Consider the following 26,017-nt stretch of genomic DNA (forward strand, 5'->3'; position numbering starts at 1 on the left):
GCGGGAAAACGACGTCATCCTCGTGCGCCACGGTGGTGTCCGAAACCTGCCGGACCGGGCCGGACGTGCTTGGTCGACTGGGGGCATGTCCACCGCCACGCTCCCTCCCGCCACGTCCCGCGCCCCGCTGACCGCCTGGCTCGCGGTCCTGGCGGTCACGCTGGGGCTCTTCTCGATCGTCACCACCGAGATCCTGCCGATCGGGCTGCTCGCGCCGATCGCCGCCGACTTCGGCGTCTCCGCCGGGACCGCCGGATGGACGATGACCCTGCCCGGCCTGGTCGCCGCCGTCGCCGCCCCGGCCGTGACCGTCGCGTCCGGGCGGATCGACCGGCGGGTGACGCTGTGCGCGCTGACGGGGCTGCTCGCCGCCGCCGACCTCCTGGCCGCCGCCGCGCCCGGATACTGGGCCGTGCTCGTGTCGCGGGTGATGGTCGGGCTGGTCATCGGCGGGTTCTGGTCGATCGGGGCCGGGCTCGCCGGACGCCTGGTGCCCGCGGCGTCGGTGCCCCGGGCGACCTCCGTCGTCTTCGCCGCCGTCCCGCTGGGGTCGGTGCTCGGCGTCCCGGCGGGCTCGTTCCTGGGGGAGCTGCTCGGATGGCGGGCCTCGTTCGCGGTGATGGGCGTGCTCACCGTCGGCGTGCTGGCCGCGCTGGCGGTGCTGCTGCCGCCGCTGCCGCCCGAACGGGCGACCGGCCCGCGGGTGCTGCGCGGGCTGCTGCGGCGGCCCGCGGTCCGCGCCGGGCTGGCGGCGACCCTGCTCATCGTGCTGGCGCACTTCGCGACCTACACGTACGTGACGCCGTTCCTGCTGGAGGTCACGGGTGTGAGCGCGCGGGCGGTCGGGGCGTTCCTGCTGGTGTACGGGGTCGCCGGGCTGGTGGGGAACTTCGCGGCCGGGCGGATGCCGCCGCGCGCCGCGTTCGTGACGGCGGTCGTCCTGCTGGCGGCGGCGACGCTGCTGATGCCGGTGGCGGGGCGCTGGGACGGCGGGGCGCTCGCGCTGCTGGTCGTGTGGGGCGTGGCGTACGGGGCCGTCCCGTTCTGCTCGCAGTCCTGGTTCGCGGCGGCGGCCCCCGACGCGCCGGAGGCGGCCACGGTCGTGTTCACCTCCTCGTTCCAGGCGACGCTGTCCCTGGGCGCGCTGGCGGGCGGCGTGGTGGTGGACGCCCTCTCCGTCACGGCGGTGATGGCGCTCGGCGGAGCGGTCGCGGCGGCGACCCTGGCCACCGTCCACCGCTACCCAAGCAAGTGCTAGGTCGATTATCGTGGGGCCGTGCCGATCGACCTCGCCGAACTGGCCGCTCCCCGGCACACCGCGCTGCTCGTCATGGAGATGCAGCGCGGTGTGGCCGGCGACCTGGCCACCTTCCCCGACCTCGCCAAGACCTGCGCCGAGCGCGGAGTGGTGGACAACGCCGCCCGCGCCGCCACCGCCGCCCGCGCCGCCGGGATCCCGGTCGTGCAGTGCACGGCCGCGTTCCGCGCCGACCGCAGGGGCAGCCACACCGGCAACACGCCGTTCCTCAAGGGCCTGCTCCGCGACCCCGCGCACATGCTGGAGGGCACCGGCGCGGTGGAGGTGCTGCCCGAGCTCGCCGACCCCTCCGACCTGGAGGCGCGGCGGTACCACGGGTTCTCGCCGTTCACCGGGACCTCCCTGGACATGACGCTGCGGTCGATGGGCGTGCGGACCGTCGTGGCGGCCGGGCTGTCGCTGAACCTCGGCGTCCCCGGCCTGTGCCTGGAGGCGGTCAACCTCGGCTACCGCGTCGCGGTCCTCACCGACGCCGTCGCCGGGACGCCCGCCGAGTACGGCGACGCCGTCCTCGCCCACACCGTCAGCCTGCTCGCCGCCCGCGTCACCACCGAGGAGGTCGTCCGCGCATGGACGGGATGAGCCTGACCGGCCGCACCGCCGTCGTCACCGGGGGAGCGGGCGGCATCGGCCGCGCGATCTGCGCCGACCTGGCGTCGCTGGGCGCGCGGGTCGTGGTCGCCGACCTGGACCTGCCCGCCGCCGAGAAGGTCGCCGGGGAACTGGGCGGCGCCGCGCGCCGCGTGGACCTGACCGACCCCGCCGACATCGACCGCTTCGCCGCCGGGGCCGGCCCGGTGGACGTGCTCGTCCACAACGCCGGGGTCAGCATCGTCGAGCCGTTCACCGACAGCGACCCCGCCCACTGGGACCTGATGTGGAAGGTCAACCTGCGGGCCCCGATGCAGCTCACCCGGGCCCTGCTGCCCGGCATGACCGAACGCGGCTGGGGCCGCCTGGTGTTCGTCTCCTCCGACGGGGCCCGCGCCGGGTCCGGCGGCGAGGGCGCCTACGCCGCGACCAAGGCGGGCCTGTTCGGGCTGGCCAAGACCCTCGCCCGGGAGGCCGCCCGCGGCGGCGTGACCAGCAACGTCGTGTGCCCCGGCCCCACCGACACCCCCATGGTCCGCGCGGTGTCGGACCAGCACCCCGGCCTGCTCGACAAGCTCGCCCGGCAGATCCCCCTGCGCCGCATCGGCCGCCCGGACGACGTCGCGGGCCTGGTCGCGTTCCTGTGCACCGACCGCGCCGGGTACATCACCGGCCAGACCGTCTCGGTCAGCGGCGGAATCACGATGCATTGAGATCACAGCGAGGCGTAGGCCGCCTCCGTCAGGCGGTAGGCGCGCAGGTCGCCGGAGAGCTGGTCGCCCATCCGGTTGGGCAGGTAGGCCAGGGCCAGGCCCGCGTCCGCGTCGCCGAGGCCGAGCGAGCCGCCCGCGCCGGTGTGGCCGAACGCCGACCCCCGCCCCGCCTCCGGCGTGAAGAACGTCATCGCCGGGAGCATGAAGCCCAGCCCGAACGCGGTGTCCACCTCCAGCGTGCGGTCGGGGCCGCTGACCCGCGGGCGGGTCGCCTCGCGCAGGGTCGCGGGGCTGATGATCCGGCCCGCGACCAGGTCCCGGTAGAACGCGCCGAACGCCCGCGCTGTCGCGATCATCCCGGCGGACGGCCAGCCCGCGCGCAGCACGACCGGGTTGTTGAAGCCGCCCTTGCCCGGGTGCGGGTTGTTGAGGGAGCGGTTCATGGGGCTCTCGGGGTCGAGGTAGGCCTGGGCGAGGCGGCCGAGGACGTTGTCGTCGACGGCGCGCGGCGTGTCCGGGCCGGTCTCATCGCGGCGGTCGCGTCCGGCGGTGAGCTTGGCGGCGCGTTCGATCACCTCGTCGGGCGCGCCGATCCACAGGTCGAGGTCCCCGGCGAACTCCCGCTTCACGAACTCCCCGACCGGCGTCCCGGCGTTGCGCCGCACGATCTCCCCGGCGAGCCAGCCGTAGGTCAGCGCGTGGTAGCCGTGCGCGGTGCCCGGTTCCCACTCCGGTTCCTGCGCGGCCAGCTCGGCGGCGCGCGCCTCGGTGCCGGCGGCCTCCTCGGCGGTCACCGGGCGCCGGAACGCGGGCAGCCCCGCCTGGTGGGACAGCAGGTGCGCGCCGGTCGCGCCCTCCTTGCCGCGCTGCCCGAACTCCGGCCACCAGCCGGTCACCGGGGCGTCGAGGTCGACGGCGCCGCGTTCGGCCAGCAGCAGGGCGGCGGTCGCCGTCACCGCCTTGGTGCAGGAGAACCCGAAGCAGGGGGTGTCGGCGGTCCACTCCCGACCGGTCCGCCGGTCGGCGGTCCCGCCCCACAGGTCGACCACCCTGCGGTCCCCGGCGTACACCGCGACCGCCGCGCCGAACTCCCGCCCCTCGGCGAAGTTCCGCTCGAACACCTCGCGGACCGCCGAGAAGGCGGGGTCGCAGTATCCCTGCACGGTGTCGTTCGGCACCGGGTCGCTCATGCGTCGTCCTCTCAACGGAAGGTCTGGACCGAATCATGCTCGACGAGTCGAACAACTGGGGACGGTGGGGTGCCGACGACGAGCGCGGGGCGCTCAACCTGCTCACCCCCGAGGCGGTCGTGGCCGCCGCCGGGTGCGTGCGCGAGGGCCGGGTGCTGGGGCTGTCGCTGCCGATCCGGGGCGCGACGTCCTCGCCCGCGCCGACGACCGTCCCGCACCTGCGGGGCAGGCCGCTGCCGCAGCACTTCATGTCGGTGGACGGCGGGGACTACGCGGCCGGGACGCGGGCGATCGGCGCGGGCCTGAAGATGGCCGACGACGCGCTGGTGGTCACGCCGCACGGGACGACGACGCACATGGACGCGCTGTGCCACATGTGGTCGGGGGACGCGCTCTACAACGGGCATCCGGCCGACCGGGTGCGGTCCTACGGGGCGGGGCGGTGCGGCATCGACAAGGCGGGGCCGGTCGTGGCGCGCGGCGTGCTGTTCGACATCCCGGGCGTCAGGGGCGTGGAGCGGCTGTCGGCCGAGGACCGGATCACCCCCGGCGACCTGGAGGCCTGCGACGTCGAGCTCCGCCCCGGCGACGCCGCGGTCGTCCGGACGGGATGGCCGCTGGCCTGGCGGGACGGCCCCGACGCGTACTGGAGGGGCCAGCCGGGGCTGAGCGCCGACGCGGGCCGCTGGCTCGCCGGGCGCGACGTGTGCCTGGTCGCCTCCGACAACGCCGCGATCGGCGGCCTCAACGAACGCCAGCTCGCCGACGAGGACCTGCCCGACGACCTCCACCTGATCCTGCTGTGGCGGCACGGCGTCCACCTGCTGGAGATGCTCTGGCTGGAGGAGCTGGCGGAGACCGGCCGCACCGACTTCCTGTTCGTGGCGGCGCCGCTGCGGATCGAGGGCGGCACGGCCAGCCCGGTCACCCCGGTCGCGGTGCTGTAGGGGCGCGGCGGGCCGCGGAACGCCCCGCGGCCCGCCGGGCGGCCTACATCCCGGGGTAGGCGCCGCCGCCGTGGGCGGCGTCCAGCGCGTCGTAGTCGGGTGTGTAGCCCCTCTTCGGGATCTGGTCCACGAACGCCACCCCGCGCGGCTTCTTGTAGGAGGCGATCTCACCGCGGACATGCTCGATGATCTCCTCGGCGGTCGCGTCCCGGCCGTCCTGCAGCACGACGATCGCCTTGGGGGACTGGCCGAACCGGTCGTCGGGGACGCCGATCACGGCGGCGTCGGCGACGGCCGGGTGCGACTTCAGGGCGCGCTCGACCTCGGCGGGGTAGATGTTCTCGTTCGCCGACTTGATCATGCGGAGCCGGGGACCGATGAACGTGATCGTCCCGTCGGGCTCGCGGCGGCCGAGGTCGCCGGTGTGGTGCCAGCCGCCCCGGGTCTTGGCCTCGTTCAGCTCGGGCCGGTTCCAGTAGCCGGAGAACAGGCTGTGGCCGCGCGCGCAGATCTCGCCGACCTCGCCCGCCGGGACCTCGGCGCCGTCGGCGTCCAGGATCCGCACGTGGACCAGCGGCGAGGGGCGTCCCGCGTGGCCCGCGCCGCCCATGCCGAGACCGAGGAACGTCAGCATCCCGGCGACCTCGGTCTGCCCGTAGCCGCCCATCCCGGAGCGGCACCACGGGCTGTCGTCCACGGTGATCATCTCGTCCCACTCGGGGGAGTGCGACACGAAGCGCAGCGAGGACAGGTCGTGGGCGCGGTCCCTGTTGGCCTCGACCAGCCCGTCGATCATGGGGCCGAACAGGAACGCCTGCGTGCACCGCTCGGCCTCGATCAGGCGGCAGACCTCCGCCGGCTCGTAGGCCGGGGTGACCACGACCTTCCCGCCGATCTGGAACGTGGCCAGCGTGAACATCATCGTGCCGACGTGGAACATCGGCCCGCACGCCAGGAACGCGAAGCCGTCCTCCATCTGCCGCATGTGCAGCAGCGACATGTTGTGCGCGATCAGCGCGGCGTGGCTGAGCAGCGCGGCGTTGGGGCGGCCGTCGAACGCGGCGGTGTAGAGCGCCAGCACCGGCGCGTCGTCCGGCACCTCCACCGGCGGCTCGCCGGTCCCGGCGGCCAGGTACGCCTCGTACTCGTCGCCGGACCCGACCCAGCGGGCGTCCGGCGACACCTGCCCCCGCGCCTTCTCGACGGCCTCCGACTCCTCCCACACCACGATCTTCGGCGTGAGGTCGTCGAGGATGTGAGCGAGTTCGTCGGCGGTCTGGCGCCAGTTGGCCGGGCAGCAGATCGCGCCCAGGCGTCCGGCGGCCAGCAGCAGCTCCAGCACCCGGAACGAGTTCTGCCCGAGCCACAGCACGCGGTCGCCGGGCCCGACCCCGTCCGCCGCCAGCGCGGCCGCCAGGCGGTTCACCCGCTCGTCGAGCTCGGGATAGGTCAGCCGGACGTCGCCGTCCACGACGGCGGTTCCCTGCGGCCGGGAGCGGCGGTGCTCGGCCAGCACGTCCCCGAGAGTGAGCCGGTGTACGGACATCGCGCCTCCTAGAGGGGGGTGGGGTTCAGCGGAAGGCGGGCATGACCTCCGCCGCGAAGAACTTCAGGACCTTCTTCATGTCCTCGATCGGCAGCGGCCGGGTCGAGCCGAAGTCGCACATCAGGTTGGTGAAGCCCATCTCCTGGATGGTCCTGATCTGGGAGACGACGCGCTCGGGGTCGCCGATCACCTCCAGCTGGTTCCAGCGGAACTCGTTGTCCACCGAGCCGCCCTTGAGGTAGCGGTCCTGGTAGTACTCGAAGCCCTTGGCGGCCTTGCCGGTGCTGGGGTCGATCGGCGCGCTCTGCACGTTGAAGATCCGGGAACGGTCGAACCCGGCCTCGAACCGCGCCTGGTCCTCGCGGGCCTGCTCCGTGGTCGGGGCGACGTACACCGAGCGGCTGGCGACCAGCTCCACGCCCTCGACGTCCACGCCGTGGGCCCGCGCGGTGGCGTACCAGGTCTCGGCCGCCCGGGCGATCTTCTTGAACGGGGCGGCCGGGTCGGCCAGGATCGGCAGCCCGCGCGCGGCGTACAGCTCCACCGTCTCGGGGCTGACGGCGGCCACGTGCAGCGGCGGGTGCGGGCGCTGCACCGGCTTGGGCATCAGCGTCAGCGGGCGGCGGGTCTCGTGGAAACGCCCCTTGTACTCGAAGTCGTCCTTCGTCCACAACCCGAGGATCACGTCCAGGCACTCGTTGAACCGGTCGCGCGCCTCGCTGAGGTCCAGGCCGAAGTTCTCGAACTCCACGCTCTGGTAGCCGCGGCCGATGCCGACCTCCAGCCGCCCGCCCGACAACAGGTCCACCATCGCGGCCTCCTCGGCCACGTGGACCGGGTTGTGCAACGGCAGCACGACGATGCCGGTGCCCAGCCGCAGCCGTTCGGTGCGGGCGGCCAGGTTCGACAGCAGGTTGAAGATGTTGGGGACGACACCGTAGTCCCGGAAGTGGTGCTCGGCGACCCACACGCCGTCGAAGCCGAGCTCCTCCAGGAGCTCGACGATCTCGATCTGGTAGTCGTACACCTCCCTCGCGGTCTGCCCCGCGAACTGGTGGAAGAGGTGGAAGGTCGAGAACTTCATCGGGCGGTCAGCCACGTGTACGGCTCCTTCTCCAACGGGCCTCGGCGGGTGCACGCCGGTGCCCTCGCCGTGTCATAACGCCTGCCCCATCATTACGTACCAAGCGCTCGCTTGGGAAGCCTAGCAAAGCGGGGCCCGGGGAGGGCGGGAGAGCGGGCGCCGCTAGGGGCCTCCGGGGCGGCCGACCGGCGCGGGGAGCGGGGCGCGGGGCGCGGCGGGCCGGGCGCGGCCGAACTCCAGCGTCAGCAGCGCCGCCGCCAGCCACCCGAGGTCCAGCCAGGACCGGAACACGATCGCGCGCGGCCGGTACCGGGGACGGAACTTGCGGTCGAACAGGTACAGCGACTCCACCGCGATCCACGGGTCCAGCAGGTGCAGCGCGCGGTGGCCCAGCCGTTCGGCGAACGTGCGCTCGGTCGTGTCCAGCAGCGCGCGGAACGCGGCGAAGTTCAGCGACACCACGTCCACGCCCTGCTTGGCCGCGTACCCGACCATCTCGACGATGAGGCGCTCGTTGACGCCGTTGGGGCCGCCGGGCAGCCGCCGCATCGCGTCCAGGCTGATCCCCTCGCCCGCGGTGACGTAGCGCTGGAACGCGATCGGCGCGCCCCCGGCGTCGTAGGCGACCGCGACCAGCGTTCCGGGGTGGTGACCGGTCAGGAGCTCGTCGAGGTTCATGGAGAAGCCGCGCTCGGCCGCGCCGTCGAGCGAGGCGGAGGCGACCTCCAGCAGGCGTGCGCGCAGGCCGGGGGAGAGCTCGCGTTCGGGCAGGACCTCGGTGGACACGCCCGCGTTGCGGGTGCGCTGCACGGCCTGCCGCACGTTGCGCATCCGCCGTCCCGACAGCGTGAACTCCGCGGGCCGCACCAGCACCTCGTCGCCGAACCCGAACGACCGCAGCGGCCCCCACTCGGGCAGCAGGTCCTCGCCCGCGCCCAGCACCGCCGGCCGCCAGCCCGTCCGGCGGCACAACGCCAGGAACTCCCGGACCGCCCCGCCGCGGGAGGCCGGGTCGCCGACCGGGTCGCCGCCCGCCACCGCGACCCCGAACAGCACCCGGTACCCGATCGCCGCGCCCCCGTCCGGGCCGAACACGTACGACTTGTCGCGGCGCAGCGCGAACGGCGCGAGCGTGTCGGAGCCGGGATGGGCGACCAGGCCCGCGACGCGCCGCCGCTCGGCCTCGTCGCCGGGCGGCGGCGGGGGATCGGCGGCCAGCAGCGTCACCACCATCACCAGCAGGCCCGCCCCGCCGACGACCGCCGGTACCCCGGGCAGCCAGGGCGCGCCGTCGACGGGCGCGCCGGTCGCGCCGAGCCCGGCCGCCACCTCGGGCACCGCCGACGGGAACGACACGCCGCCGGACAGCACCGACGCGAGCACCGTCGCCAGCACCACGAACGCGCCCGTGCGGACCGCGGCGCGCACCCGGTCCGGATGCGGGCCGACCCGGAACGCCGGGCGCAGCGCCCACAGCACCCCGAGCGCCGCCGCCAGCAGCGGCAGCCGCCACGGGGCGTCCTCGCCGGTCAGCACCGCCAGCACGCCCATGGCGACCAGCGCGCCCAGCCCGTACCAGGCGGCGCGCCGCCGCAGCAGCACGCCCCGCGCGACCAGCGCCAACGCCGGCGCCAGCACGAACGCGTGCGCGGGGGACAGCGGGCGGCCGGTCACCAGCAGGGACGTCCGCAGGGCCCAGCCGGGGGCCCCGGCGAGGGCGGGCACCGCCACCAGGACGGCCACGGCCGCCGTGCCGAGCGCGAGCGGCCACACCGGCGCCGCGGCTCTCGCTGCTGCCACGAGGGACACCTCCGTCGAGCGGTGACCTGGAGTGATCTCCCCGTAATCCTGCCCAGCACGCTACTCCCGACCCGCCGCGGCCAGGAGGCCGGGAGATAGGGTTCCCGGTGATGAAGCGGTTGCTGATCGTCCACCACACTCCGTCCCCCGCGCTACAGGCGATGTACGAGGCGGTGCGGTCCGGGGCGGGGACCGACGAGGTCGGCGGCGTGGAGGTGGTCTCCCGGCCCGCCCTCACCGCCTCGGCCGTGGACGCCCTGGAGGCCGACGCCTACCTGCTCGGCACGCCGGTGAACCTCGGCTACCTGTCCGGCGCGCTCAAGCACTTCTTCGACCAGGTCTACTACCCGTGCCTGGAGGAGACGGCGCGGCGGCCGTTCGGCGCGTACCTGCACGGCAACAACGACGCCACCGGGGCGCTGCGCGCGCTGGAGTCGATCACCACGGGCCTGCGGTGGCGCGCGGTCCGCCCGCCGGTCGTGGTGACGGGCGAGCCGGACCGCTCCGACCTGGAACGGTGCTGGGAACTCGGCGCGATGGCCGCCGCCGAGATCGGAGAGGTCTGAACCCGGCCCGTCCGCGCGCTACGGTTTGCCCATGAGCGGTTTCCGGCACGTCGTGATGTTCAGGTGGGCCGAGGGCACCACCACGTCCCAGCAGGAGGAGGCGCGGGTCCGGCTGGCCGAGCTGCCCGGCGTCATCCCCGAGATCCGCGGCTACAGCCTCGGGCACGACGCGGGCGTCAACGAGGGCAACTACGACTTCGTGGTGGTCGGCGACTTCGCCGACAGGGACGACTACCTGGCCTACCGCGACCACCCGGCGCACCGCGCGGTGATCGACGAGTACATCAAGCCGATCATGGACCAGCGCGCCGCCGTCCAGTACGAGCTCTAGCCGGCCGTCACCGGGCCCCGGCCGCGCGCAGCGTCGCGGCGATCCCGTCGTGGCCGCGGCCGACGGCGTGCCGCAGCGGGGAGACCCCGTCGCCGTCGGCCAGGTCCACATCCGCCCCCGCCGCGACGAGCAGCCGGACGATCTCCTGGTAGCGGCGCGACCCGTCGCCCAGGATGACCGCCTCCAGCAGGCCGGTCCAGCCCAGCCGGTTGACGTGGTCCACGTCGATCCCGGTCCTGACGACCTCGCGCACGTAGTCCACGTGCCCGCGTTCGCAGGCCGGGATCAGCGCGACGCCGCCGTACCGGTCGGTGAGGGTCAGGTCCGGTCCGGCGGGCAGCAGCGCGCGCAGCATCGCCACGCTGCCGGTGACGCCGGTGACCAGGAACGCGCTGTCGCGCTGGTGGTCCTGCGCGTCCGGGTCGGCCCCGGCGCGCACCAGCGCGGCCGCGGCCTCCACGTGGTCGCCCAGGGACGCCAGCAGCAGCGGGGTGCGTCCCCGCCCGTCGCGCGCCCCGACGTCCGCGCCCGCCCGCAGCGCCTCGCGCACCCCGGCGGCGTCGCCCTCGGCCGCCGCCCGCAGCAGGTCCCCGTCGCCCACGCGTCCACCCTTCCGGTCCGGCGCGGCGCACGCGGACAGGGCCAGCGCCACCGGCGCGCCGAGCACCGTTCGTCGGTCGATCATCACATCCGCCTCCGCGCGGACCGCGCGGGGGAGGCCCGGCCGGGCCTCCCCGTGCGGTCGTCAGCCGAGCTGTCCCTGCACGGCCTTCAGCCCGGCCTGGGCGATGGCCTCGTCGATCGCGCCGCTGGGCGCCCCGCCGACGCCGACGCCCGCGATCGGGGCGCCGCCCGAGGCCACCGGCACGCCCCCGGCCAGGAACAGCGTGCCCGGGATGTCCTTCACCGTCGGGCCGTTACCGGTGGCGTTGCCCGCCAGCCTGGAGGTCGGCTGGCCGAACGCCACGGCGGTGAACGCCTTGCGCCTGGCCGACTCGACGGTCTGCGGCCCGGCGCCGTCGCCCTTGACCACCAGGCGCAGGTCGCCCGAGCGGTCCACGATCGCGACCGCCACGCGCTGGTTCTGCTTGGCGGCCTCCTTCTGCACGGCGTCGGCGATCCTCATGGCGGCGTCGGTCCGCAACACGGTGACCTGCCGCACGGCCGAGGCGGCCTTGCCCGCGGCGGGGGCGGCGGGGGCCGCCTGCGCGGCCGACACGCCGACCACGCCGCCGACCAGCGCCAGCCCGGCGGTCATCCCGGCGACGGTGCGGGTCCGGGCGCTCATCTTCTGGATCTTCTGCATCGGTGCTCCTCAGGTCGTGTTCCGCTGCCATCGAGCCTGGCCGCCGCCGGCCCGGCGGTGATCGTGGAACCGGTGGAACCCCCTATCAACCGATCGGTTGATGTCCCGGTCCGGGCCGGTCGCGGACGCTGAAGTAGCGTGAGATCGAGGGAGGGGGACATGACGGGGGTGGAGCGGCGCATCCAGTGGGCGATGCACACCGGGTTCTTCCTGCTGCTGGCCGCCTCGGCGTCCCGGTTCGTGGTCCGGCACGGCCTGGACGGGGGGACGGCCGTGCGGCTCGCGCTGGCGGGCGCGCTGGCCGTGCTGTACGCCGCCGGGATGGTGTGGTGGGACGCGCTGGGGCGGCGCCGGCCGGTGTGGCTGGCGGCGGTGACCGCGTGCTGGCTGGCGCTGGCGCTGTCCGCGCCGAGCTTCGGGTGGTGCGCGATCCCGCTGTTCTTCGTGGCGCTGCGGCTGCTGCCGCCGCGCGCGGCGCTGGCGCTGGTGGCGGTGCTGACGGCCGCGTTCGTCGCCGGGCAGGTCCGGTTGTCGGACCGGTTCGACCCGAGCCTGGTGCTGGTGCCGGTCGCGGCGGCCGGGACGACCGCGACGATCTTCCTGGCGTTGCAGCGGATCGTCGACGACCTGGTCCGCACCCGCGACGAGCTGGCCGCCGCGCAGCGCGCCGCCGGGGTGCTGGCGGAGCGCCAGCGCCTGTCCCGCGAGATCCACGACACCCTCGCCCAGGGCCTGACCAGCATGGGGATGCTGCTCCAGGCCGCCGACCGCGAGTGGGACCACGACCCCGGGACCGCCCGCGCCCACGTGCGGCGCGCCGCCGACACCGCGACCGCCAACCTGGCCGAGGCGCGGCGGTTCGTGCGCGCCCTCGCCCCGCCCGACCTGGCCGCCGGGTCGCTGCCGGACGCGCTGCGCGCCCTCGCCGACCGCGAGAACGCCGCGTTCCGCGTGGACGGCGTCGAGTACCCCCTGGCCCCGGCGGCGCAGGAGACCCTGCTGCGGATCGCCCAGAGCGCCGTCGCCAACGCCCGCGAGCACGCCGCCGCCCCGAACGTGGTGATCACGTTGAGCTATCTCGACGACGCGGTGTCGCTGGACGTCGCCGACGACGGCGTGGGCTTCGACCCCGCCCGCGCCGACCCCCGGCCGGGGCGCGGCTACGGCCTGCGCGGCATGCGCGAGCGCGTCGCCGGGGCGGGCGGCGACCTGGCCGTCGAGAGCGCCCCCGGTGAGGGCACCGTCGTCGCCGCCACGATCCCGAGGAGCCTGCCGTGACCGACCCGACCGACCCGACCGGCGGCCCGGTGATCGGGGTGGTGATCGCCGACGACCATCCCGTGGTGCGGGCCGGGCTGCGGGCGCTGCTGGCGGGCGAGCCCGGCATCGCGGTGCTGGCCGAGGCCGGAACGGGCGAGGACGCCGTCCGGCAGGCCGGGCTGGCGCGGCCCGACCTGGTGCTGATGGACCTGCGGCTGGGCGAGGGCATCGACGGCGTGGAGGCGACCCGCCGCATCCTCGCGCTGCCCGACCCGCCGCGCGTGCTGGTGCTGACCACCTACGACTCCGACGCCGACATCGCGCGGGCCATCGACGTCGGCGCCTCGGGCTACCTGCTGAAGGCGGGGCCGCCGGAGGAGCTGTTCCAGGGCGTCCGCACCGCCGCGCGCGGCGAGACCGCGCTGTCGCCCCGGGTCGCGACCCGGCTGATGAACCGGATGCGCGACCCCGCGCCCGCGCTCAGCCCCCGCGAGATCGAGATCCTGGAGCTGCTGGCCACCGGATCGTCCAACCGGCAGATCGCCCGGCGGCTGTTCATCAGCGAGGCCACCGTGAAGACCCACCTGGTCCACGTCTTCGGCAAGCTCGGCGTCGACACCCGCACCGCCGCCGTCACCGCCGCGGTGGAGCGGCGGCTGATCCGGATCTCCGACTGAGGATACCGAGCAAGCGCTTGTCTAGAAGGCGGGTTTCGGGTTAGCGTCGCCTGCGAGGCACCGAGGCCGGACCGTTCCCCCGCGGATCCGGCCCCCAGTCGCCGCCCGTCGGGGTCGGATCGCGCCCCTTCTCCGGCGGGCGGCACCACCCGAGGGAGCGCGTTGGCAGGCGGGCACTCCGGCAGGCAGGGCTTCTCCGGCCGGGCGGCGGTCGCGGGCGTCGGCATGACCGCGCTCACCCGCGCCTCCGGGCGCACCGAGCTCCAGTTGGCCGTCGAGGCCGCCCGCGCCGCCCTCGACGACGCCGGGATCGACCGCCCCGACGCCATCCTCAGCTACCACCTCGGCGACTCCGCCCCCGTCCTCTACGTGGCCCGCGAGCTGCGCATGCCCGAGATCGGCTGGCACAACGAGATCTACGGCGGCGGCACCCAGTCCGCCTCGGTCCTCGCCGACGCCGCCATGCTCATCGACGCCGGGCTCGCCGGGAACGTCCTCGTCTACCGCGCGCTGAACGGCCGCTCCGGCAAACGCATGAACGCCCTCGGCCTCAAGCTCGGCGAGGGGACCGAGGAGCAGTTCACCCACCCCTACGGCATGGCGGGCCCGGTCCACCAGTTCGCCCTGGCCGCCCGGCGCTACCTGCACGACACCGGCCTGACCGAGGTCCACACCCACGCCGTCGTCGCCCAGTCGCGCGAGCACGCGTTCCGCAACGGCCGCGCGATCCGCCACGAACGCCTCGACCTGGACGCCTACCTGGCCGGCCCCATGGTCGCCGCGCCGCTGCGCCGCCTGGACTGCTGCCAGGAGACCGACGGCGCGTGCGCGCTGGTCGTCACCCGCGCCGAGCGCGCGCCCGACGCGCCCCGCATCCACGCCGTGGTGCGCGGCGGCGGGCCCGGCGCGTCCGCCATGGACCGGGCCGACGACGTCACCCGGATCTTCTCCGGCCATCTGGCCGCGCCGCTGTACGAGGCGGCCGGGATGAAGCCCGACCACATCGACGTCGCGCTCCTCTACGACGCCTACGGCTGGCTGGTCCCGCGCCAGCTGGAGGACTTCGGCCTGGTCGGCCGGGCCGACCTGGCCGCCGCGCTGGGCTCCCGCGAGATCGCCTGGAACGGCCGCGTCCCGGTCAACCCGCACGGCGGCCTGCTGTCGGAGGGGTACGTCCACGGCCTCAACAACGTCGCCGAGGCCGTCCGCCAGCTCCGCGGCACCGGCACCAACCAGGTCCCCGGCGCGGGCGTGGCCCTGTGCACCGGGTTCGGCGGCAGCTACGGCAGCGCCGCGATCCTCACCGCGCCCTGAGGCCCTTGCGGATCACCAGGACGTGGCCGTTCGGCAGCGGCGAGACCGTGAAGCGCGCCGGGTCGAACAGCCGCCGTTCGAACCGGACCTCGTGGCCCTGCTTGGAGCGCCAGACGAACGCCGTGCCCTCCCGGCGCAGCACGAACACGTCGATCGGCCCGAACCGGGTCCGGGCCGACCCGTCCGCGAGGTCGCGCGCGGCGGCGACGCGCCGCAGCTCGGCCAGCCGCAGGTCCCACAGTTGCAGCGCGCTGCCCGAGGCCCCCCGGTCCATGGACAGGTACCCGCGCCAGGGACGGAAGGCGAAGACCATCTCGTCGGACGCCAGGATGCGCGGCCGGGCGTCCCGGCCCAGCGCGCCGTCCACCCCTCGCAGCACCTCCGCCAGCGGGAACCCGAGCCGGTCGGCGTAGTGGGCGTCCGGCTCGAAGGCGCGGGCCGCCCGCGCGGCGAACCGCGGCCGGCCGCCGTCCGGCAGCGGCTGCATGTGCGCGTAGGCGAGGAACCCGCCGGGGGAGATCGACGGCTGGTTGCTCACGAAGTAGAGCCCCCCGCACACGGTGAGGCACCCGGCCAGGGCCCCGGCCACCAGCCGCGACCGCGGGGCGGGGCCGTACCGGCGGACCAGCCGCGGCGCCGCCTCGGTCGCCGCGAGGACCAGCGCGGCCAGCAGCACCGCGTTGATGACGAACCCCGCGTAGTAGAACAGCCCCGTGTGCCCGGAGAGGTGGTTGCGGACCACGTTCGCCCCGACGTAGACGTAGCAGCCGCCCAGGATCGCCCACATCGGCATCGCCCACCAGGTCCGGCGGTAGACCAGCAGACCCACCAGCCCGGCGAGCTCGGCCGCTCCGAGGAGGGTCGGCTGCAGGAAGGGGATCACGGCCTGGAGCGCGTAGACGGGCTGGTAGGTGTCGTTGACCTGCTCGGCGCCGTGCACCAGCGAGTTCCACAGGTACGGCGCGAGGTAGAGGGATCCGCAGGCGAGCGCGACGGCCACGACCCTGACCAGGTAGAGCAGGTAGCGCCCGGCGTCGCGCTCCGACCGCGCCACCAGCCACACCAGCACCGGCAGCCCGGCGGCGCAGAACACCACATAGGCGTAGTAGTCCAGCAGGAGGAAGCCGCCGACCAGCCCGGCGGGCAGCCAGTGCGGGCGGCCCCGCGGCGGGGCGCCCGCCACCAGCAGCAGCCAGGGGACCGTCACCGCCAGCGCGATGACCTCGTAGGCCTTGTTGGCCGCGCCCAGGGTGTTCGGGGTGCCGATCGCCAGCAGGGAGACCACCGCCAGCGCCGCCGCGGCCGGAGCCCGCACCAGCCGCAGCCACAGCGCGAACCCCGCCACCACCGAACCCGACACCGTCAGGATCTCGGCGGGCGCCAGCAGCCGCCAGGCCGGGACGCCCGACAGCGCCGACGCCTTGCCGACCAGCCAGGGGAACAGCGGCGGGTACTCGGTGCGCACCCCGGTGCCCGTCCCGTCCACCGCCGCCCACTCGGTGGTGTACCGGTTGGCCATCGCGGTGAGCCGCCCGGTGTCGCCGAGGACCCCCTCGTAGGCGTAGGGGGTGCCGTGCAGCGCGGCGCGCAGCACCAGCACGGTGAACGCCGCGAAGAGCCCCACCGCCAGCCCGCACATCCACGGCCTGCCCCGCCGCAGCGCGGGCACCGTGGCGAGGACGACCGCCACGGCCCCGACCGCCGCCGGGAGGAGACGCCCCGTCCCCGCGAACGGGTCCGGATCCAGCAGCGGCGGCACCGCCGCCGCCAGGGGACCGGCGACCAGCCAGGTGAGCAGGGCGACCGTGACCGGCGAGCCGGAGAGCCGCGACCCGCGGCCACCCGAGGCCGCGGGCGGCCGCGCCGCGGGGGCGGAGGTGGCGGTCACAGCCGCTCCAGGGGGCGGGGGGACGGCGCGGCGCGGCGCGGGCGGCGCAGGTCGAAGCTGGTGGCGAGCACCACCACGCCGATCACCAGCGAGACCGCCTGCGCGATGACCCAGCCCAGCGCCCCGGCGGTGAGCCCGGCGGGCAGCGTCAGCCCGCAGCAGGTCAGCACCAGCGCGGCGTTCACGCCGTTCATGAGGATGTAGGCGCCGGTGCGGTCCCGCGCGATGAGCGCGGCGTCCACCAGGTACGTGCCGGCGCTGAACAGCGCGGCCAGGGCCAGCAGCCGCAGGCAGGCGGTGGCGGACTCGGCGTAGCCGTCGCCGAACACCCGCAGCAGCCACGGCGCGGCCACCAGCATCACCAGCACGGCGGGCAGCAGCATCCCGTAGACGGCCTTGATCGCCTTGAGCAGCTGGCGGCGCAGCGCGCCCCGCTGCGCCTCGGCGAACGTCACCTGCGCGGCGGTGGAGGGGATGAAGTTGAGGAACCCCGCCAGCTGGAACGCCACCGCGAACCACGCGGTCTGCCGGCTGCCGGAGATCGCCAGCACCTGGAGCGGCACGACGGTGCTGGGCAGGATGCCGAACACGGTCCCCAGATAGCTGCCGCGCGAGAACGACAGGTGACGGCGCAGCGTCTGCCGCCGCGACCCCCGGTCGTCGGCGCGCGGCAGCCGCCGCGTCAGCGCGATCCCGCCCAGCAGCGCCGCCAGCACGGTGCCGGTCCCGTAGGCCACCATCAGCCCGGGCAGCCCGAACGGGGTGAGGACCAGCAGCGCCACGACCTTGCTGACGCTGCCGACCAGGTTCTTGGCCAGCAGCGCCCCGGTGGCGCGGGTGGCGATCAGCCCGGCGTCCAGGGCGCCGCCCGCCGCGGTGCACACCACCAGCAGCGCCACCAGCAGCACCGCCCGCAGGTCGCCGCCGAGGTGGGGGCCGCCGCCGGGCAGCAGCGGGCCGAGGAGGAGCAGCACGGCCAGGGCCAGCGTGCCGCCGATGACCGCCACCGCCGCCACCGCCGCCCGGATCAGCGTGCGCGGCTCGGGGGCGCGCGGCAGGTGCCGGATGACGGTGTTGGGCAGTCCCAGGGACGCCACCGTCGCCAGCAGGTTCACCCCGGCGGTCACCCCGGCCAGCCAGCCGACGGAGGCCGGCGGGTAGGAGCGCGCCGCCAGCGTCCAGAACAGGAACCCGAAGGCCGCCAGCGCCGCGGTGTTGGCCAGCAGCAGGACCGAGCCCCGGTACAGGGCGTCCTGCGACAGCCGCCGCAGCCGTCTCCGCAGCCCCTCCCGCAGGGGGGAGCGGCCGGCGGCCAGCAGTCCGGACAGGGCGCGCATCGTCGATTCCCCGATCTTCTCCCAGCCGTCCCCGCGCACGTGTGCCAGCGCGGCCCGGGCCATCGTCGTCAGCGTGGCCTCGTCGGCGCCGGCCAGCTCGGTCAGGGCCCGGACCAGGCCGGGGACGCTCCCGTCGTAGCGCCGCAGGGCCGCCGCGGGCAGCTCGGCCAGCTCGGGCAGGTCCGGGACCAGCAGCGGGCGCCCGTGCGACAGCGCCAGCAGCGCGCTGCCGCTGGTGGTGATCCGCCGGAACGGCAGCACCACGACGTCGGCGGCGGCGTACAGGTCCGCGAGTTCGGCGTCCGGGATCCGCTCCAGCCGCAGGGTCACCCGGCCGCCCGCGGCGGCCGCCGCCTCCCGCAGCCGCGCCGCCAGCGCGGGGTCCGCGCAGGAGCCCGCGACGACCAGCGACGCGGTCACGTCCCCGGGCAGCCGGGCGAACGCGGCCAGCAGGTCCTCCACGCCCTTGTACTCGGCCACCGCGCCGAGGAACAGGAAGCGTCCGCGAGCCCGGGGCGGCGGCACCGGCGGGGCGGGGTAGGGGCCGTGCGGGACGACCACCGCGCGGGCGGGCCCGGCGCCGATCGCCGCCAGGCCGTCCAGCGCGCTCGGCGAGTGCGCGATCACCAGGTCGCTGCGGCGGACCAGCAGCCGGCGGGCCGCGACGTCGTCGGCGAAGACCGGGGAGTGGGGCAGCACGTTGTGCGCCGTCCACACCAGGCGCAGCCGCAGCGCCCGCGACAGGAACAGCACCAGCGCGAACCACGTCTGGGCGAGCCGCCGCGTGCGGGGCCCGCCGGGCAGGGCGAAGGCGAACACCCAGTGCAGATGGACCAGCCGCCCTCCGGTGATCCGGTGCCGGAGCAGCTCCCACGGCAGCAGGAGCAGGTTGAGGGTGTGCGAGGGCGTCAGCTCACCCGCGTAACGGACGACGGCCCCACGCCGCCGCAGCTCGCCGTACAGCAGTTCCTGGTAGGGGTTGGCGTCACGGGGGATGACCAGGATCCTCACCGGCGGAACCGCCCGGCCGTCTCGGCGAGCACCCCGGCCCCGTAGACCAGGTGGTCGACGACCACGCGGACCGCGCCGTTGCGCCGGTTGCGCCAGGCGGGGACCAGCAGCAGCGCCAGGTAGCCGGGCAGCACCAGGGCCGACCACGGCGGGGCGGCGGCCGAGGCGGCCACCGCGACGGGAAGGCCGAGCAGGTACACCGGGTAGGCCACGACCATCGGTTCGGTCCTGGGCAGGCGCGGCAGCCGGGAGCGGTGCTTGAGGTACAGCCGCGCCCGCGCCTTGCCGTAGGCGTAGGAACGGCGCGCCTGCCGCCGCCGGTCGCCCCAGTCGTGCACCACCCGCGCCGCCGACGCGCTGCGGATGCGGTACCCGGCCGCGGTGACCCGCCAGGAGAAGTCCACGTCCGATCCGTACTCGAAGGACTCGTCGAAGCCGCCCACCGCGTCGAAGACCGAACGCCGGAACGCCAGGTTGATCGTGGGGCACTCCTCCAGGTACTCCGGAACGCGCAGCGCGTCGCGGTCGTAGAGCCCCGCGTGGCCGGCGGGCCCGGTGGCGACCCCGGCGACGACGTCCTCGCCGTCCTTGGCCAGCGGGGCGAGCAGCTCGCCGAGCCAGCCCTCGGCGGGCAGGCAGCCCGCGTCGGTGAACACCACCACGTCGCCGTCGGCGGCGCGCACCCCGGCGTTGCGCTGGTGCGGGATCGACACCCGCACGCCCGGCGGACGGTCGTAGCGCAGCCAGCGCACCCCGGGGTGCGCGGCGGCCAGGTGGTCCAGCCGGCCCTCGGAGGCGTCCACCACGACGATCTCGCAGGGCTCCGCGGAGCGCGCCGTCTCGGCGGCCACCCCCGACAGGGTGGCGTCCAGTTCGGGCTCGTCCTTGCTGATGACGACGATGGAGATCATCGGTGGTACACCTCGGAGGATCCGTTCGTATACACGAGGTCGTAGTGGCTTCTGACGAACTCGGCCGGGAAGGTGTAGGAGACCAGCTTGTTGTCGACGCTGGAGCGGGCGCGGCCCTGCACCACGTTGACGCGGCTGGCGTAGATCCAGGCGTTCTCGTTGAGGGCCTGCGGGGCCAGGTCGGTCATCATCCCGGGCCGCCACGCGCCCAGCTGGGTGAACAGCCGCACCTGCCCGTAGCGGTCGGAGTAGACCATGTCGCGGTTGTCGGCGATCTGCGCCGCCAGCCACTGCGCCCCGGCCAGCTCGGACCGGTGCTGGTAGAAGCGCTCGTGGTCCTCGCCGCGGGAGGTGAGGTTGGTGGCGGCGGGACCGCCGAGCACGACGGCGGACAGCCCGCTGGTCTTGACGAAGATGGTCAGGACGGCGGCGGCGAAGACGCTCCAGGCCAGCCGGTCCCGTCGCCCGGCCGAGGCGCGCGGCAGGATCCGGCGCAGCCGCGGCGCGGTCTGGTGCAGCATCCAGAACAGCGCCACCGACACCAGCGTCAGCGCCTGGATCTGGGCGCGCCCCTGGTTGTAGGTGCTGGACAGCGTCCCGGAGAGCCGGAACAGCACCAGCGCGCCCAGGGCGGGGAGGGCGAGCAGCCCGACCTGCCGGGTCAGTCCCGGCGACCGGCGCTGGAACGCCATCAGGGCGGCGGCCACCAGCGCCAGCAGGTTGCCGAGCTGGGCCAGCACCAGCACGCCGAGGTTCAGCATCATGCTGATCGGGACGATGCGCGAGGCGGGCTTGGGAACGGGCTTGTCCCGCAACGCGTAGCGCGGGTCGGCCGCCGCCCGGTGCGGTTTGACCCAGGGACGCTTGGCGGCGTAGGAGGCGGCGACCTGCTTCTGGTACTCGGCGGCGGAGATGACGGCGCCCTCGCCGCTGGACAGGTAGGCGGCCAGCAGCCCCTTGCCCTTGCCGTGCGGCAGCAGCTGCAGCCCGTCAGAGCTGATCGCGTTGCGGAGCTGCCCGACGTTGGAGGCCGACTGGGTGATGGGCCCGTACCAGAGCGCGGCGCTGCCCAGGGTGGTGACCAGCGCCGCCGCGACCGTCCAGCGGATCGCCGCGGTGCGTTTGACCAGGCCCAGCAGGATCTGCACGACCACCGCGCCGACCAGCATCATCAGCGCGAAGTACGCCGAGGAGTAGTGGGAGACGACCAGGGCGGGACCGAACATCACCACCAGCGCCAGCCGGGGCGGCCGGGGCATCCTGATCTCCAGCAGGGCCGCGCTCAGCGCCAGGAACAGCAGCAGCGCGACCTCCTGCCGGGCGAGCGCGGGGAGCTGCTGGGAGACGCCGCCCTGGGCCAGCACGTAGGCGGCGGTGACGGTGGCCCAGCGCAGCGGCAGGAAGCGGACCGCCAGGTTGAACACGCCCACCACGAACATCGCGAACGCCGCCGGGTAGGCCAGCTTGAGGATCAGCACCGGGTCGATCCCGGTCAGGGCGTGCAGCTGGGCGGGTAGCACGGTGATGCTCAGCATCGCGCCGTAGGCGTCCGGGTGGGGGTGCATCTGCCACACCCCGTCCTGGATCGTCTTGGTCACCACCGAGTACTCGATGGAGATGTCGAAGCCGTACACCAGGTCGCTGCGCAGCGAGTAGCCCCACATCATCGCCAGGGACACCGCGAACAGCAGCACCGAGATGCGGGTGACGTCGAGCCGGTCCGCGCGGATCGCCGTCCAGACCAGGACGGCCCCGCAGCAGGCCAGGGCCACGATCGCCGGCGCCGGGCCGTGGTCGTGGTTGAGCCGCAGGGCCCCCACCACGGCCAGCAGCGGCAGCATCAGCGCCAGCGCCAGCCACCGCGCCGACGGCAGCGCCGGGCGGGGGATGGCGGTGCTGAGCGGCGCGGTGGTCCCGGCCAGCAGCAGCACCAGGCAGGTGAGCTGCAACCCGATCAGCAGCGGCGCGGGCCGCAGCGGCTCGTCCACGCCGAGCCGCGCGCCGACCAGGTTGACGCCCAGCCCGGACGTCAGCAGCACGATCAGCGAGCACGCGGGGACGTACAGCGGGAACAGCGCGACCGACGTGCCGGGGACCCGCAGCGCGTTGAGCAGCAGCAGGCCCGGCACGGTCAGCAGCATCGGGACGAGGGCGAGCTGGGCGACCCACACGTCCCGCAGCAGCGACAGGACCGTCATGAGGGTCAGCGCCGCGCCGTAGTACACGACCCGGCGGAAGATCAGCCACTCGACCGTGCCGGGACGGTGCCGTGGCGGTGGTGCGGGGAGCGGGGCCGGTGTCCGCGCCGGGGGGCGAACGTCGATCACTCGGCCTTCCCCGGCTCGGAGCGGGGCTCGCGGGGCATGTCCCGGAACGCCCACGCGCCGCGCACGAACCCGACGTTCTCCGACGCCTCCTGCGCCAGGACCAGGTAGGGGTCGAGCAGCGCCTCGGGCGTCCGCCCGAGCACCGCCTCGCGCAGCCCGCGCGGGTACAGCACCAGCGGCAGCAGCGCGGCGACGGCGGCCAGCGGCCGGACCCGGAGCGACCCCGCCAGCAGCGTCAGCACGAGCACCGGCCAGGGGAACAGCGTCGGCCGCACCCCCGGCCACTTGCGGTACTGGACCGCGTTGCCCCTGCCGTAGGCGAGGCCGCGGCGCAGCAGGCCGCGCGGGGTCGGGGCGAAGCGGTGCGTCAGCGACGCCTCGGGGTCGAAGACCAGCCGCGTGTGGCCCGCGCGGCGCAGCCGCCGCGACAGGTCCTCCTCCTCCGAGCCGAACCGGAAGCGCTCGTCGAAGCCGCCGACCTCCAGCAGGGCGTCGCGGCGGAAGGACATGTTGCCGCCGGTGAAGGAGTAGACGTCGCGGCGCGGCCTGGGCCGCGGCGTCCGCCACTGGTCGCGCAGGTACAGCCAGAACCGGTACGGCAGGGCCTGGCTGGTGGTGAGCTCCAGCTCCAGGGGCTCGTGCCGGTTGTTGCGCTCGACGTAGCGCGCCAGGAACCCGGTACCGGCGACGACGGGCACGACGGGACCGCCGACGCCGGTGACGTCGTCGCCGTACCCGGCCAGCAGGAGCTCGGCCCACCGCGGACCCGGTTCGCAGTCGTCGTCGAGGAAGGCCACGACGGGGGCCTCGGCGGCGCGGGCGCCGGTGTTGCGGGCGGCCGACAGGCCCCGGTTGCGCTCGTGGCGGAGGACGGTCAGGCCGCGGGCGCGGGCGAGGTCGCCGGTCCCGTCGGCCGAGCCGTCGTCGACGACGATGATCTCCAGGTCGGCGCGGATCGTCTGCGCGTCCAGCGCGTCCAGCGTGCGGCCGATGCGGTCGGCGCCGTTGAGCGAGCAGAGGACGACGGTGAGGCTAGGGGGCATCGCGCTTTCTTCCTTGGCGGTGGCCGTGCACGGCTCGGTACAGCGCCGCGGTGGCGGCGGCGACCTCGCCGAGTTCCGTCCCCGGGGCCGCCGGGGGTGGGGCGGCCGGGCGGGACGGCTGAGCGGCAAGCGACTCAGAATAGGACGAAACCTCGACCCCGGCGGACAGGAACCGCCGAAGGACGTCGGCCAGGCGGTCCGGGGAGCGCGGCGGCGCGGTCCAGGGGGAGTCGGCGAACAGCTCCGCCAGCCCGCCCGCGGTGGTCGCGACGACCGGGACGCCGTAGGCCCGCGCCAGGTTGGCCACGCCGCTCTGCTCGGCCTTGCGGTAGGGGAGCACCACGCACTCGGCCGCGTCGAACCAGGCGGCGATGTCCCCGTCGGGGACGAACCCGGTGAACACCAGCCGGTCGGCGACGCCGCCGCGCGCCGCCAGGCGGCGGACCCGCCCCAGGTGCAGGCGGTCGCGCGCCTCGAACAGGCGGAACGGGCCGCTGCGGGGCCGGACCTGCCCCGCGACCACCAGCCGGACGCCGCGCAGCGCCGCCGGGGAGCGGCGGCGCAGCAGCGCCAGGGCCGCCACGAGGTCGTCCAGGCCCTTGTCGACATGGATGAACCCGAAGGCCAGCAGCACCCGGTCGCCGTCGAGGCCGAACCGTTCGCGCAGGTCGGCGGAGTCGCTGACGGCCCGCGGCGGCGGGGTGGAGAAATGGGGGACGATCCCGGCCCGGCCGGCGGGCGCGCCGACCGGCCCGGTGAGGCTGTCCAGCGCCCCGCGCGTGTGCACGACGATCCGGTCGCTGCGCTCGGCGATCCGCCGGTACAGCGCCCGTCCGGGGCCGCGCAGCAGCGCGGTGTCGCGGGTGACCTCGTGCATGGTGGTCACGACCGGCACCGGGCCGCGCGCCAGCTCCTCCAGCCAGCGCACCAGCGCGGGCGTGCGGGCCCCGAAGGCCGGGACCGCGAACTGGACGTGCAGCACGTCCGGCGCGAACCGGGCCACGGCGGCGCGCAGCCCGGCGTGCGCGCCGCCCGCGCCGAGCGCGCCGACGACCTCCGGCGGCGCCCCCGGCTGCGCGCGGGGCGTCACGACCGCGACCTCGTGCCCCTCCTCCCGCAGCGCCTCGCCCAGCAGCCGGGTGTAGGTGCCGATGCCGTCGCGGGCGGGCGGGTAGGGGCTGACGAACAGGACCCTCATGGCCAGAACCGTCCGGAGATCTGGGCGGCGATCGACTCCCACGAGTACTCGACCACCCACGGGTCGCCGGGCCAGGGGTCCGCGCCGTCCAGCGCGTCCTGGGCCGCCAGGGCGGTGCCGAGGGCCAGGGCCAGCGCCGCCGGGTCGTGCTCGCAGACCAGGCCGCGCTGGGACCGGGTCACCAGGTGCTGCGCCAGGTTGTCGGAGGCCGAGGTGGTCACCACCGGCAGCCCGCAGGCCAGCGCCTCCAGGACCGCGATGCCGAAGCCCTCGCGCTCGGACGGGAAGGCGAACACCCGTCCGGCCTTCAGCAGCGAGTACAGGTCCTTCTGCTCGCGCACGTCGTGCCGGAAGTCCACCGCGTGCGCGATCCCGAGCCGCGCGGCCTGCTCGTGCAGGGCCTGCTCCTCGGGGCCGGTGCCGATGACGCGGCAGGTCACGGGCCTGCCCTCGGCGTGCAGGCGGGCGACGGCGTCCAGCAGCATGTCCAGCCGCTTGTGCACCATCAGGCGGCTCACCACGACCAGGTCGGTCGTGTCGGGGTCCGGGGAGGAGGCCCGGACCGCGGACAGGTCGATCCCGTTGGGGGCGACCATGATGGAGGCGCCGGGGCCCAGGTAGCGGGTCAGCCGGTCGGCGGTCTGCGGGGACGCGGCGATGATGTGGTCGGGCAGGCGCATCGACACGCGCTCCACCCACCAGGCGAGCCGGCCGCCCCAGCCCAGGTAGTCCCGCCAGTACTCGGGTCCCCACACCTCGTGCCAGGTGGCGATCAGCGGCTTGCGGCGCACGGTGGCCACCAGGCGCAGCGTGAACAGCTGGAACTGGGGGATGTGGTCGACCTTGAGGATGTCGAACCGGCGGCGCAGCAGCACCAGGCAGGCCAGCGCGAAGACGAGGGCCTGCCGGAACGAGCGGCGGCGGCCCCGGTACAGCGGGCGGTACCGGGTGATGCCGTGCAGGGTGACGGCGCTCTCGGTGAGCCTGGCCGGACCGTCCCACCAGCGCATCGTGTACACGTGGACGTCGGCGTCCACCGCCATCAGCCGCGACAGCTCGTGGTAGCGGATCTCCCGGCCGCCGAAGCTGTAGGGATGGACCGCGTCGGTGACCAGCGCCACCCGTGGGCGGGCGCTCATCCCTGCCTGCTTCCGATGTCGTTGACGCACTCGGCCTGGTAGGCGATGGCCCGCCGGTCGTCCAGCCGGACCTCCACCCGCAGCGTCCCCGGACGGCACATCACGCGGGGCCGGGTGGTGATGGTGGCGTCCTCGTCCGGCGCCAGGACGGTCTGGCCGCCGTCCAGCCGCTGGACGGCGTTCTGGGCGGTGCCCGCCTGGGGGGTGGCGTTCTGCACGGTGGCGGTCACCGACCAGGTGTAGGTGCGCCGCCGGTCGGTGGCGTTGTGGATGCTGAACGCCAGCGGCAGCTCCGACCCGCCGACCAGCACGCGCTGGAGCTGTCCCGGGTCGGTGAAGGCCAGCTCGCTGTAGTGCTCGGTGGCGCCGACCAGTCCGGCCGACTCCAGCAGCGACCGGCCGGGCGGCGTCTGGACCAGCCCGCCCACGGCGACGACGAAGGCCAGCAGGATCAGGTAGGGGCGCCGGCGCACGAGGGGACGGCCCGGTCGGGCGGGGGCGGCGGCGGGTTCCGGGTCGG

General features: G+C 75.1%; 23 protein-coding genes. 9 read left to right on the forward strand and 14 right to left on the reverse strand.

The genetic code is table 11. The features are described from left to right. The first annotated feature begins 85 nt into the window (after positions 1 to 85). From HNR61_RS05565 to HNR61_RS05575, 3 genes are read left to right on the forward strand one after another with little or no spacing between them, the layout of a single operon-like run. Complete coding sequence (locus HNR61_RS05565; RefSeq protein ID WP_182841935.1) at positions 86 to 1,258, forward strand: MFS transporter; 1,173 nt, start codon at positions 86 to 88, stop codon at positions 1,256 to 1,258. 18 nt (positions 1,259 to 1,276) lie between these two features. Continuing rightward, on the forward strand, positions 1,277 to 1,900 hold the full coding sequence (locus HNR61_RS05570) for an isochorismatase family protein (RefSeq protein WP_182841936.1): 624 nt from the start codon (positions 1,277 to 1,279) through the stop codon (positions 1,898 to 1,900). Further along, positions 1,888 to 2,622, forward strand: a complete 735-nt coding sequence (locus tag HNR61_RS05575) for an SDR family NAD(P)-dependent oxidoreductase (RefSeq protein ID WP_182841937.1) — start codon at positions 1,888 to 1,890, stop codon at positions 2,620 to 2,622. The genes HNR61_RS05570 and HNR61_RS05575 overlap by 13 nt, the downstream gene beginning before the upstream one ends. 2 nt (positions 2,623 to 2,624) lie before the next feature. Here the strand turns inward: HNR61_RS05575 and HNR61_RS05580 are convergent, their stop codons facing one another. Further along, positions 2,625 to 3,812, reverse strand: a complete 1,188-nt coding sequence (locus HNR61_RS05580) for a serine hydrolase domain-containing protein (protein WP_182841938.1) — start codon at positions 3,810 to 3,812, stop codon at positions 2,625 to 2,627. A gap of 35 nt (positions 3,813 to 3,847) precedes the next feature. On the opposite strand from HNR61_RS05580, the gene HNR61_RS05585 reads away from it, so the two are divergent. Next, positions 3,848 to 4,759 carry a cyclase family protein gene (locus tag HNR61_RS05585; RefSeq protein WP_182841939.1) on the forward strand — a complete coding sequence of 304 codons (912 nt, stop codon included), beginning with the start codon at positions 3,848 to 3,850 and terminating at the stop codon, positions 4,757 to 4,759. A 43-nt stretch (positions 4,760 to 4,802) separates the two neighbouring features. Here the strand turns inward: HNR61_RS05585 and HNR61_RS05590 are convergent, their stop codons facing one another. From HNR61_RS05590 to HNR61_RS05600, 3 genes are all read right to left on the reverse strand, one after another. Then, positions 4,803 to 6,305, reverse strand: coding sequence for an AMP-binding protein (locus HNR61_RS05590; protein ID WP_182841940.1), 1,503 nt, complete (start codon positions 6,303 to 6,305; stop codon positions 4,803 to 4,805). Between the two features lie 25 nt (positions 6,306 to 6,330). Continuing rightward, entirely contained in the window at positions 6,331 to 7,389 is a 1,059-nt protein-coding gene (locus HNR61_RS05595; RefSeq protein WP_182842314.1) for an LLM class flavin-dependent oxidoreductase, read from the reverse strand. Between the two features lie 162 nt (positions 7,390 to 7,551). Then, a complete protein-coding gene (locus HNR61_RS05600) occupies positions 7,552 to 9,189 on the reverse strand; it encodes an MprF family protein (protein ID WP_182841941.1) in 1,638 nt (545 codons plus the stop codon). A 110-nt stretch (positions 9,190 to 9,299) separates the two neighbouring features. Here HNR61_RS05600 and HNR61_RS05605 point away from each other — a divergent pair, with 110 nt between their 5' ends. Continuing rightward, positions 9,300 to 9,755 carry a flavodoxin family protein gene (locus HNR61_RS05605; protein WP_182841942.1) on the forward strand — a complete coding sequence of 152 codons (456 nt, stop codon included), beginning with the start codon at positions 9,300 to 9,302 and terminating at the stop codon, positions 9,753 to 9,755. A gap of 31 nt (positions 9,756 to 9,786) precedes the next feature. Continuing rightward, positions 9,787 to 10,086, forward strand: a complete 300-nt coding sequence (locus HNR61_RS05610) for a Dabb family protein (protein WP_182841943.1) — start codon at positions 9,787 to 9,789, stop codon at positions 10,084 to 10,086. Positions 10,087 to 10,093: 7 nt separating this feature from the next. On the opposite strand, the gene HNR61_RS05615 is transcribed toward HNR61_RS05610, so the two are convergent. Both HNR61_RS05615 and HNR61_RS05620 read right to left on the reverse strand, forming a co-directional pair. Further along, positions 10,094 to 10,771: an ankyrin repeat domain-containing protein gene (locus HNR61_RS05615; RefSeq protein WP_182841944.1), complete on the reverse strand. Its 678-nt coding sequence runs from the start codon at positions 10,769 to 10,771 to the stop codon at positions 10,094 to 10,096. A 60-nt stretch (positions 10,772 to 10,831) separates the two neighbouring features. Further along, entirely contained in the window at positions 10,832 to 11,392 is a 561-nt protein-coding gene (locus HNR61_RS05620) for a GlcG/HbpS family heme-binding protein (protein WP_220508903.1), read from the reverse strand. Between the two features lie 159 nt (positions 11,393 to 11,551). On the opposite strand from HNR61_RS05620, the gene HNR61_RS05625 reads away from it, so the two are divergent. The 3 genes from HNR61_RS05625 to HNR61_RS05635 all read left to right on the forward strand — a co-directional run bounded on the left by HNR61_RS05625 (position 11,552) and on the right by HNR61_RS05635 (position 14,643). After that, complete coding sequence (locus HNR61_RS05625; protein ID WP_182841945.1) at positions 11,552 to 12,670, forward strand: sensor histidine kinase; 1,119 nt, start codon at positions 11,552 to 11,554, stop codon at positions 12,668 to 12,670. Further along, positions 12,667 to 13,329, forward strand: a complete 663-nt coding sequence (locus HNR61_RS05630) for a response regulator (protein WP_312897779.1) — start codon at positions 12,667 to 12,669, stop codon at positions 13,327 to 13,329. Before HNR61_RS05625 ends, HNR61_RS05630 begins: the two co-directional genes overlap by 4 nt. A 225-nt stretch (positions 13,330 to 13,554) precedes the next feature. Next, positions 13,555 to 14,643, forward strand: a complete 1,089-nt coding sequence (locus HNR61_RS05635) for a thiolase C-terminal domain-containing protein (protein WP_182842317.1) — start codon at positions 13,555 to 13,557, stop codon at positions 14,641 to 14,643. Here the strand turns inward: HNR61_RS05635 and HNR61_RS05640 are convergent. Genes HNR61_RS05640 through HNR61_RS05675 form a run of 8 tightly spaced genes read right to left on the reverse strand, consistent with a single transcriptional unit; the run spans position 14,630 to position 25,970 of the window. Beyond that, positions 14,630 to 16,531: an arabinofuranosyltransferase gene (locus HNR61_RS05640; RefSeq protein WP_182841946.1), complete on the reverse strand. Its 1,902-nt coding sequence runs from the start codon at positions 16,529 to 16,531 to the stop codon at positions 14,630 to 14,632. The genes HNR61_RS05635 and HNR61_RS05640 overlap by 14 nt on opposite strands. Next, the gene (locus HNR61_RS05645) at positions 16,528 to 18,879 is read right to left on the reverse strand and encodes a glycosyltransferase (RefSeq protein WP_182841947.1); all 2,352 of its coding nucleotides are present in this window, start codon (positions 18,877 to 18,879) and stop codon (positions 16,528 to 16,530) included. The genes HNR61_RS05640 and HNR61_RS05645 overlap by 4 nt, the downstream gene beginning before the upstream one ends. Next, positions 18,876 to 19,790: a glycosyltransferase family 2 protein gene (locus HNR61_RS05650; RefSeq protein ID WP_182841948.1), complete on the reverse strand. Its 915-nt coding sequence runs from the start codon at positions 19,788 to 19,790 to the stop codon at positions 18,876 to 18,878. The genes HNR61_RS05645 and HNR61_RS05650 overlap by 4 nt, the downstream gene beginning before the upstream one ends. Then, complete coding sequence (locus HNR61_RS05655) at positions 19,787 to 22,117, reverse strand: hypothetical protein (RefSeq protein ID WP_182841949.1); 2,331 nt, start codon at positions 22,115 to 22,117, stop codon at positions 19,787 to 19,789. The genes HNR61_RS05650 and HNR61_RS05655 overlap by 4 nt, the downstream gene beginning before the upstream one ends. Continuing rightward, the gene (locus HNR61_RS05660) at positions 22,114 to 23,160 is read right to left on the reverse strand and encodes a glycosyltransferase family 2 protein (protein ID WP_182841950.1); all 1,047 of its coding nucleotides are present in this window, start codon (positions 23,158 to 23,160) and stop codon (positions 22,114 to 22,116) included. Before HNR61_RS05660 ends, HNR61_RS05655 begins: the two co-directional genes overlap by 4 nt. Then, a complete protein-coding gene (locus tag HNR61_RS05665; protein ID WP_182841951.1) occupies positions 23,150 to 24,358 on the reverse strand; it encodes a glycosyltransferase in 1,209 nt (402 codons plus the stop codon). The genes HNR61_RS05660 and HNR61_RS05665 overlap by 11 nt, the downstream gene beginning before the upstream one ends. Continuing rightward, on the reverse strand, positions 24,355 to 25,497 hold the full coding sequence (locus HNR61_RS05670; RefSeq protein ID WP_182841952.1) for a glycosyltransferase: 1,143 nt from the start codon (positions 25,495 to 25,497) through the stop codon (positions 24,355 to 24,357). Before HNR61_RS05670 ends, HNR61_RS05665 begins: the two co-directional genes overlap by 4 nt. After that, the gene (locus HNR61_RS05675; RefSeq protein WP_182841953.1) at positions 25,494 to 25,970 is read right to left on the reverse strand and encodes a hypothetical protein; all 477 of its coding nucleotides are present in this window, start codon (positions 25,968 to 25,970) and stop codon (positions 25,494 to 25,496) included. Before HNR61_RS05675 ends, HNR61_RS05670 begins: the two co-directional genes overlap by 4 nt. Between the last annotated feature and the right edge of the window lie 47 nt (positions 25,971 to 26,017).

The organism is Actinomadura kijaniata (genome assembly GCF_014138665.1).
GTDB classification, from domain to species: domain Bacteria; phylum Actinomycetota; class Actinomycetes; order Streptosporangiales; family Streptosporangiaceae; genus Spirillospora; species Spirillospora kijaniata.